Here is an 8,080-nt window from a genome sequence, read left to right as displayed (position 1 = left end):
TAGTGAAACGACGCATCGCCGATGGTAGTGTGGAGTTTCTCCATGTGAGAGTAGGTCATCGTCAAGCTCCTATCCCAAGACCCCTGGTCAGCTTCGCTGACCGGGGGTTTTGCTTATTAGTGTAAGCAACCCGAATTCGGATGAGCGCCAAGGCGAGCATCCAACCGAATTGCTTGACGACCATAGAGCATTGGAACCACCTGATCCCATCCCGAACTCAGTAGTGAAACGATGCATCGCCGATGGTAGTGTGGAGTTTCTCCATGTGAGAGTAGGTCATCGTCAAGCTTCTAATTCCAAGGCCCCTGATCAGCGAAAGCTGGTCGGGGGTTTTGTTTTTGGAGAAGGAAAAATTCTCGCTGTGCCATTGGATGCTTCTGCGTGGCGCGCCGCCCTCTCCCTAACCCTCTCCCTGAAGGGAGAGGGGACCGATTGGCACGCTGAACAGTTCTGGCGTTAGTCGGACAACTATGCGGTTCGCGAGCAAGCTCGCTCCTACAGAGGGACAAGCCGCTTGGCCATGATGATGGTGCGCTCTTCTCCCTGGAGTTGTTCGCGTACGACGTGATAGCCCAGATGCGAGTAGAAGCTCTCAGCGGTGAGGGATGACGGGACCAATAGGGCGTCTATACCGCGCTCCAGGGCGGCCTTCTCGATTTGCCTCATCAGCCCCTGGCCGACGCCTTTGCGTTGCTGCTGAGGCGCTACGAAGAGGCTGCGCACGGCATTGCCATCCAGTGCGCCTGTGCCGACCACCTGGTCGCCCAGCAAGGCGACGAACGCCAACCGATGTTCGAGTAATTCCATCACCCGCTCAGGCGTGAGGTGCGCCACCACCGACTCGATGACGCTCGTCGGGTAGTCCTGGCCGTTGCTCTCCCTGACCGCCGCCACGATCACCTGGCTGATGGCCTTGGCGTCGTTGCTGCGGGCTTGTCTGATCATCAAATCCATCTGCGTACTCCCTCTTATCAGCCTGTTCATCCTGACTGGATCGAGCGCGGGAGGGTAGGGCGGAATCGCAGGCAACAAAAAAGGCGCCCTGAGGCGCCTTTTTTGTTTGGATCACCGATCAGCCGTTGTGGCGTTTCAGGACCAGCGTGGCGTTGGTGCCGCCGAAGCCGAAGCTGTTGCTCATGACGGTGTCGATCTTCGCGTTTTCGCGGGTCTCGCGCAGGATCGGCAGGTCGGCGACCTCCGGGTCCAGTTCGTCGATGTTGGCGGAGCCGGCGATGAAGTTGCCTTCCATCATCAGCAGGCAGTAGATCGCTTCGTGAACGCCGGCAGCGCCCAGGGAGTGGCCGGACAGGCTCTTGGTGGAGCTGATGGCCGGGGCGTTGCTGCCGAACACTTCGCGCACGCCACGGATTTCGGCGACGTCGCCGACCGGGGTGGAGGTGCCGTGGGTGTTCAGGTAGTCGATCGGGGTGTCGACGGTGGCCAGGGCCTGCTGCATGCAGCGGATGGCGCCTTCGCCGCTCGGGGCGACCATGTCGTAGCCGTCGGAAGTGGCGCCGTAGCCGACGATCTCGGCGTAGATCTTGGCACCACGCTTGAGGGCGTGTTCAAGCTCTTCGACCACGACCATACCGCCGCCGCCTGCAATGACGAAGCCGTCACGCTTGGCGTCGTAGGCGCGGGAAGCTTTTTCCGGAGTGTCGTTGTACTGGGTGGAGAGGGCGCCCATGGCGTCGAACAGGCAGCTCTGGCTCCAGTGTTCTTCCTCACCGCCGCCAGCGAAGACGACGTCCTGCTTGCCCAGCTGGATCTGCTCCATGGCCTGGCCGATGCAATGCGCGCTGGTGGCGCAGGCCGAGGAGATGGAGTAGTTCACGCCCTTGATCTGGAAGGGAGTGGCCAGGCATGCGGATACGGTGCTGCCCATGGTGCGGGTCACGCGGTATGGGCCGATTCGCTTGACGCCCTTCTCGCGCAGGGTGTCGATGGCTTCCATCTGGTTCAGGGTGGAAGCACCGCCGGAGCCGGCGATCAGGCCGGTGCGCGGGTTGGAGATCTGCTCGGGGGTGAGGCCGGAGTCCTTGATCGCCTGTTCCATTGCCAGGTAGGCATAAGCGGCGGCGTCGCCCATGAAGCGGAAGACCTTGCGGTCGATCAGCTCTTCCAGGTTCAGGTTGACCGAACCGGACACGTGGCTGCGCAGGCCCATCTCGGCGTAGCTGGGGTTGTGGCGGATGCCAGCACGGCCTGCACGCAGGTTGGCGGAGACGGTGTCTTTGTCATTGCCCAGGCAGGAAACAATGCCCAGACCGGTGATCACGACGCGACGCATGCGGATACCCTTAGAAGCTGTCAGTGGAAGTGAACAGGCCGACGCGGAGGCCTTCGGCGCTGTAGATTTCGCGGCCATCGACGCTGACGGTGCCGTCGGCGATGGCCAGGATCAGCGAACGATTGATCGTACGCTTGATGTGAATGTTGTAGGTGACTTTCTTGGCGGTCGGCAGGACCTGGCCGAAGAACTTCACTTCGCCCGAACCCAGGGCGCGGCCGCGGCCGGGGTTGCCCTGCCAGCCGAGGTGGAAGCCTACCAGCTGCCACATGGCGTCGAGGCCCAGGCAGCCCGGCATGACGGGGTCGCCTTCGAAGTGGCAGGCGAAGAACCACAGGTCCGGGTTGATATCCAGCTCGGCGACCAGTTCGCCCTTGCCGTACTTGCCGCCGACATCACTGATGTGGGTGATGCGGTCGATCATCAGCATGTTCGGGGCGGGCAGTTGCGCATTACCCGGGCCGAAGAGCTCGCCGCGGCTGCAGCGCAGCAGGTCTTCTCGGGTGAAGGCGTTTTGTTTGGTCATGCGAGCTCCTCAAAAATCCTGGATAGCAGGCGTTGTTTGGCTTGTGCCTGCGGTGCCGCGTACCGTCGTTCTTGTCACGGTGTCATGCGGCAGCCTAGTCATAGACTATTGCCTTTAAGTGAAAGTCACAGCAATCGGCGAACGCTTGTTCACTTTTCGCCGACGCCAGGTTTCCCTGTCGGGACGCAGGCCGTGGGCCGGTCCGCAGTTTGCGGGCAAGTGCTCCCTGGATCAACGACCTGGAGCAACCCAGCGCTGCAGAATCCGCTGCAACTCCGCGCGTTTGAACGGCTTTGCGAGATAGTCGTTCATTCCTGCCTCAAGGCACGCCTCGCGATCACCCTGTAGCGCATTGGCGGTCAGGGCGATGATCGGCACCTGTTCGCCGCCCGGTTTCGCTCGGATCTGCCGGGTAGCTTCGTAGCCGTTGAGCACCGGCAGGCGGCAGTCCATCAGGATCACTGCGAACTCGCCGCGCTCCGAGGTGCGCACTGCCTGGGCGCCGTCACCCACCAGCGTGACGCGATAGCCCAGGCTGCGCAACATAGCTTCTATGACCGTTTGATTCACCGGGTTGTCTTCCACCAGCAGCACGGACTGACCAGTGGCAAGCGCGGCGCCACCGTTCGTCCCGTCCTCTGCGGCGCTTTGACGCTCGCGGAAGGGCAGCGGGATCTCCAGGATGAAGGTCGAACCGCAGCCTTCCTCGCTGACCGCACCCAGGGTGCCGCCCATCCGTTCGGCGAGGGTGCGCGCGATGGACAGGCCCAGCCCGGTGCCGCCATAGCGCCGCGAAGTGGAGGAGTCTGCCTGCTGGAAGGCCTCGAACATGTGTTCCAGGCGTTCGTGAGAGATGCCGATGCCGCTGTCCTGCACCGAGCAACTGAGCCACAGCACCTCTGCGTCCAGTGCCTGCCAGGTGGCCTCCAGTCGCACGCCGCCTTCCTCGGTGAATTTCAGCGCATTGCCCAACAGGTTGACGAGGATCTGCCGGATGCGCGTCGGGTCACCCTGCACCTCAAGATTGTCCAGCCCGTCCTGAACATTCATTTCCAGTGCCAGGCCGCGCTGCTGGGCGCTGTGCTGGAAGACTTGAATGGAGCTCTGGATCAGTTCCAGCAGGTTGAACGGAATGCGCTCCAGCTCCAGCGCGCCGCGCTCGACGCGGGAGAAGTCGAGGATGTCGTTGATCACCTTGAGCAGGTGCTCGGTGGATTCGGTGGCCAGTGCGCTGTATTCGGCCTGCTCCTGGTTCAGTTCGGTGGTTTCCAGCAGCTGCAGCATGCCCAGCACGCCGTTCATCGGAGTGCGCAGCTCGTGGCTCATCATCGCCAGGAAGTCGGATTTGGCACGGTTGGCCTCTTCGGCCTCCTCGCGCGCGGCCACCAGTTGGGCGATGCTGCGCTCCTGCTCCAGGCTGGCCTGTTGCAGGCCGCGGGCGAGGTTGTTGATGTGGCGGGCGAGGTCGCCGACTTCGCCGTCGTCCGGCACCGGCAGGGTGGTGTGGTAGTCGCCGGTCTGGATCGCCTGCACGGCGCGGCCCATGGTGCGGATCGGCGCGGCGAGTCGACGGGCGAGACGGCGCGCCAGCAGGTACGTGAGGATCAAGGCGAACAGGGCGAGCAGGCTGGCCTTGAGGAGGATCTCCTGCTGCCGCTCGCTGAAGGCGTCGCTGGCCATTCCGACCACCACGCGGCCCAGGTAGTCGCCGCTGGGCGGCGCGGCGGCCGGCAGCATGTCGTTGGAGCCGCCCAGCGCGCTGCCATTGAGGGCGATGTTCTCGCGCTGGATCGAGGCGTGGAAGATTTCCACCTTGGTACTCGCCTGCGCGGGATCGGCTGCGTGCTCGACGTAGACGAGGATGTTGTCGCCCCGGTCGCGCACCTCGATGAAGCGCACGTGGGCGGTGCTCAAGGTCGCCCGCAGGAGGCTCTGCAGCACGGGCAGGTTGCCGGAGATCACCCCGTATTCCGCCGCCGGGGCGAGCTGGTTGGCGATCAGTTGGCCGGTGTGGTTGGACTCCAGGCGCAGGTCCTGCAGACGCGAGTAGGTGAAGTAGCCGGTCAGCAGCACGGTCAACAGCAGCGCAGGCCCCAGGCTGATGGCCAGCATGCGCGTCTGGATGTTCCAGCTCTTGCGGGAACTCATGGTTTCTCTCCTTCGGCCAGGTGCTGCGCAAGCTGCGCGTCGTCCGGCAGGTCGATGCCCAGCGAACGCGCCACCTGGCGGTTGCTCTGCACCTTGAAGCGTTCGGGGTAGAGGCTGCGCGGCCATTGCTCCGCCGGCCGGTCGAGCAGGGTGTCCAGGGTCTCCAGCCAGTCGCTCTGGTCGCTGTAGCTGCTGGCCAAGCTGCCGGCCTTGACGAAGGCGGCGGTAGGGCCGATCAGCGCCCGGTTCTCGGCGTAGGCGCTGAGGAGGATGCCCTTGATGGTCTGCGCGTTATAAAGCTGTTTGTCGTCCAGCCCGAGCAGCAGGTCACTGTGACCGAGCAATTCTCGCAACGGGCGGCTGTCGTCAGGACGGGTTTGCCGTTCGCTGATGAGCTCGACGCCGAGCTCCCGCGCAGCCTGGTCGAGTTCCGGCAGGAGGAACTCGCTGGTGGGGCCCAGCAATACGCCAATGCGCTGCGGACGCGGGCTGAGTTGCAGCGCCAGTTGCAGTTGCCGGGCCGGCGGCGGATCGCTCCATAGCAGGCTGAGGTGCGGCGGTTCGCGCTCGCCCAGGACCTGCCGGGCTTCGACGCGGCTTACCAGTAGCGTCAGCGCCGGCGGTGCGTCGTGGCTGGCCAGGCGCCAGTTCAGCGCGCCGCTGCCGAGCAGCAACAGGCGCGTCTGGCCATCGAGGTTGGCGGCGGGGGGCAGGTTTTCCGGGGTCTCCAGTCGCACCTGGTCATTAGGCCGATGTTGCGCCAGCGCTTCGGCGAAGTCCTGCAGGGCTGGGCTCTGCTCGGTGCTGACCAGCAGGATGTCGCGGGCCTGGGCCGGCAGCGCGAAGAGGCAGGCCAACCAGAGCAGCAGGGCGGCGAGGAGGGGGCCGGGGCTCGTCCATGAGCGGCGGGCAGGCATGCTAGAAGGCCACCTCGGCGCTGAAGTAGAGCAGGTGGCGGTTGTCGTAGCGGTTTTCCGGCCAGGTCAGTGGTTCGTCGTCCAGGCGCTGCTGCAGGACGCCGGCTAGCTCCAGCGCGGCGCGGCCCAGGGGAATGCGCTTGGCGACGCGCAGGTCGATGCGCTCGAAGCGGTGTTCGTTCAGCGCATCGTCGCCATAGTAGAAGACCGAGCTGGACCAGCCGCGGCCCCAGTCGCGCATCCACCCGGCCGAGCCGCTGTTGCGCGCGGTGAGGCGCCGGTCGAATCGGCTGCTGGCGTCGTAGTCGACATAGGCATAGGTCAGCCGCACGCGGTCCTGCCGCGTCAGGCGCCAGTCCAGCTGGGTTTCGGCGCCGCTGAAGCGGATGTCGTTGTCATTGGTCGGTTCGAAGTCGGATACCTGCAAGGGATCGCTGATCAGCCCGTGGATTTCGTCGTAGTAGGCTTTGATGTCCACCGCCAGCCCGAGTTCGTCGAACTGGCCGTTGTAGCCGATTTCCCGCGAGCGCATGCGCTCCTGGTCCAGGTCGCCGGGGCCGTGGGCACGGGCAAAGTAGTAGGCGCTGGACTGGCCATACGCGAGCGGCGAGAGGTTGCGCACGCGGTAGCTCCAGTTCACGTCGTTCTCGTACATGTCCGGCGAGCGCACGGCTTCGGAATACACCGCTCGCAGGCTGTGGCGCGGATTGATCAGGTAGTTCAGCGCGAGGCGCGGGCTGACCGAGCTGCCGGAAAGCTGGTCGTCCTCTGCCATCGCACCGCCCTGCAGCAGCCAGTGCGGCGACAGGTGCCATTCCAGCTGGCCGAACAGGCGCCAGATGTCGTTGTTCACCGTGCCGTCGAAGTAGGTCTCCGAGGTGGCCTGGTCGTGCCGATAACTCATGCCGCTGACCAGCCGCACGCTTTCGGCGAGGCTCAGGGTGTCCTGGATTTCCAGGTCGTAGCGGGTCTCGCGAATGTTCTGGTTCACCTGCCCGCACACCGGCAGGTAGGCGCCATTGGCCAGTTGCTGCAGTACCTGTCCGGCCAGCGCCTGTTCCTGAGCGGTCCCGCGGGGAATCCTGGGCAGCGACTCGGCCAGGTCGTCGACGTACTTCGGGTTCAGCGACCAGAGCTGCGCCAGCTGGGGGCTGAAGGCGACCTGGGCCTCGCAGGCGCCGAAGTCCTGCAGGCGCTCCCAGTGCTCGGCGTAGCCTTGCACATAGAAGCTGTGCTCGGGGTTCACGTCAAAGGTCCAGCGCATCGAGCCCGCGTAGTCGCGCGCGGTCAGGTCGGAGTTGTCGTCGCCGGGGGCGATGTCGCCGAAGATCGGCTCGTAGCTGTAGGGCCGCTGGTTCGTGCCTTCCTTGGCCGCCAACTGCCAGTCCAGGCTGTTGCGCAGGTCGAGGTTGTGGCTGGCCACCAGGTTGAAGCGGTTCAGTCGACGGCCATCGCGGTAATTGCGATCGAACTGGTCATGGTCGAAGCCGTCGTCTTCCTGGCCGGACAACGACAACCGGTAATCGCCTGAGCGGTCGTGGATGCCCTGGCTCGCATACCAGTCGCGGACGCCGTTCTGCCCGGCGGTGTATTTCAACCGCGTGCCCTGGCTGTCGGCCGGGTGGCGGGTGAGGATGTTGATGACGCCCATCAGCGCATTGGCGCCGTAGCTCACCGCGTTGGGGCCGCGGAAGACCTCGATGCGGTCGATGTCCTCGATGGCCACCGGGATGTCGCTCCAGTCCACCGTCGCCAGGCCCGGGCGGTACACCGAGCGGCCGTCCACCAGCACCTGCAGGCGCCGCGCCTCGGTGACGTTGGTGCCGTGGTAGTTCACCGTCGCCTGGTTGCCCGACAGGTAGCCGACCATCATGCCCGGTACCAGGCGCATCAGCTCCGGAATGTCGCGAGCGCCGGAAGCCTTGATCAGGTCGCGGTCGAGTACCGTCATGCTGCCGGGCACTTCCGCGGGGGACTGTTTCAGCCGCGTCGCGGTCAGAACCTGGGGAACGTCGAGGCTGTCCACGAACAGATCGCCCGCCATGGCCTTGCCGGCCAGCAGCGCGGCAAGCAGGGTAAGCGGCAAAGGGACGCGGGCGGGATGCTGCACGGAACGACCTTGTTCTCGGTTTTTATCAGGTGTGTCGACGTCTGGAGTTAGACGTTTTCTGTCAGACGGATGTTAAACGAGGCAGCGCT

Annotated in this window: 6 protein-coding genes and 1 rRNA gene; 1 reads left to right on the top strand and 6 read right to left on the bottom strand. The window is 64.6% G+C overall.

Going from position 1 to position 8,080, the window contains the following annotated elements; all coding sequences use genetic code 11:
* Positions 1–172: 172 nt before the first annotated feature.
* Positions 173–288 (top strand): 5S ribosomal RNA (gene rrf, locus A6723_RS16835).
* Positions 289–495: 207 nt separating this feature from the next.
* Here rrf and A6723_RS16830 read toward each other — a convergent pair.
* The 6 genes from A6723_RS16830 to A6723_RS16805 form a co-directional block, all read right to left on the bottom strand.
* Positions 496–954, bottom strand: a complete 459-nt coding sequence (locus A6723_RS16830; RefSeq protein WP_054908412.1) for a GNAT family N-acetyltransferase — start codon at positions 952–954, stop codon at positions 496–498.
* A 118-nt stretch (positions 955–1,072) separates the two neighbouring features.
* Positions 1,073–2,290 (bottom strand): beta-ketoacyl-ACP synthase I, encoded by a 1,218-nt coding sequence (gene fabB / locus A6723_RS16825; protein WP_024766931.1) that lies wholly within the window; start codon positions 2,288–2,290, stop codon positions 1,073–1,075.
* 10 nt (positions 2,291–2,300) lie between these two features.
* The gene (gene fabA, locus A6723_RS16820; protein ID WP_017517389.1) at positions 2,301–2,816 is read right to left on the bottom strand and encodes a 3-hydroxyacyl-[acyl-carrier-protein] dehydratase FabA; all 516 of its coding nucleotides are present in this window, start codon (positions 2,814–2,816) and stop codon (positions 2,301–2,303) included.
* Between the two features lie 231 nt (positions 2,817–3,047).
* On the bottom strand, positions 3,048–4,964 hold the full coding sequence (locus A6723_RS16815; RefSeq protein WP_054908413.1) for an ATP-binding protein: 1,917 nt from the start codon (positions 4,962–4,964) through the stop codon (positions 3,048–3,050).
* Complete coding sequence (locus tag A6723_RS16810; RefSeq protein WP_054908414.1) at positions 4,961–5,881, bottom strand: hypothetical protein; 921 nt, start codon at positions 5,879–5,881, stop codon at positions 4,961–4,963. Before A6723_RS16810 ends, A6723_RS16815 begins: the two co-directional genes overlap by 4 nt.
* Position 5,882: 1 nt before the next feature.
* The gene (locus tag A6723_RS16805; RefSeq protein WP_054908415.1) at positions 5,883–7,991 is read right to left on the bottom strand and encodes a TonB-dependent siderophore receptor; all 2,109 of its coding nucleotides are present in this window, start codon (positions 7,989–7,991) and stop codon (positions 5,883–5,885) included.
* Positions 7,992–8,080: the final 89 nt, after the last annotated feature.

The sequence above is a fragment of the Pseudomonas sp. AU11447 genome (assembly GCF_001672555.2).
In the GTDB taxonomy this organism is placed as follows: domain Bacteria; phylum Pseudomonadota; class Gammaproteobacteria; order Pseudomonadales; family Pseudomonadaceae; genus Pseudomonas; species Pseudomonas nitroreducens.
This window is presented reverse-complemented; position numbering and strand designations above follow the sequence as displayed.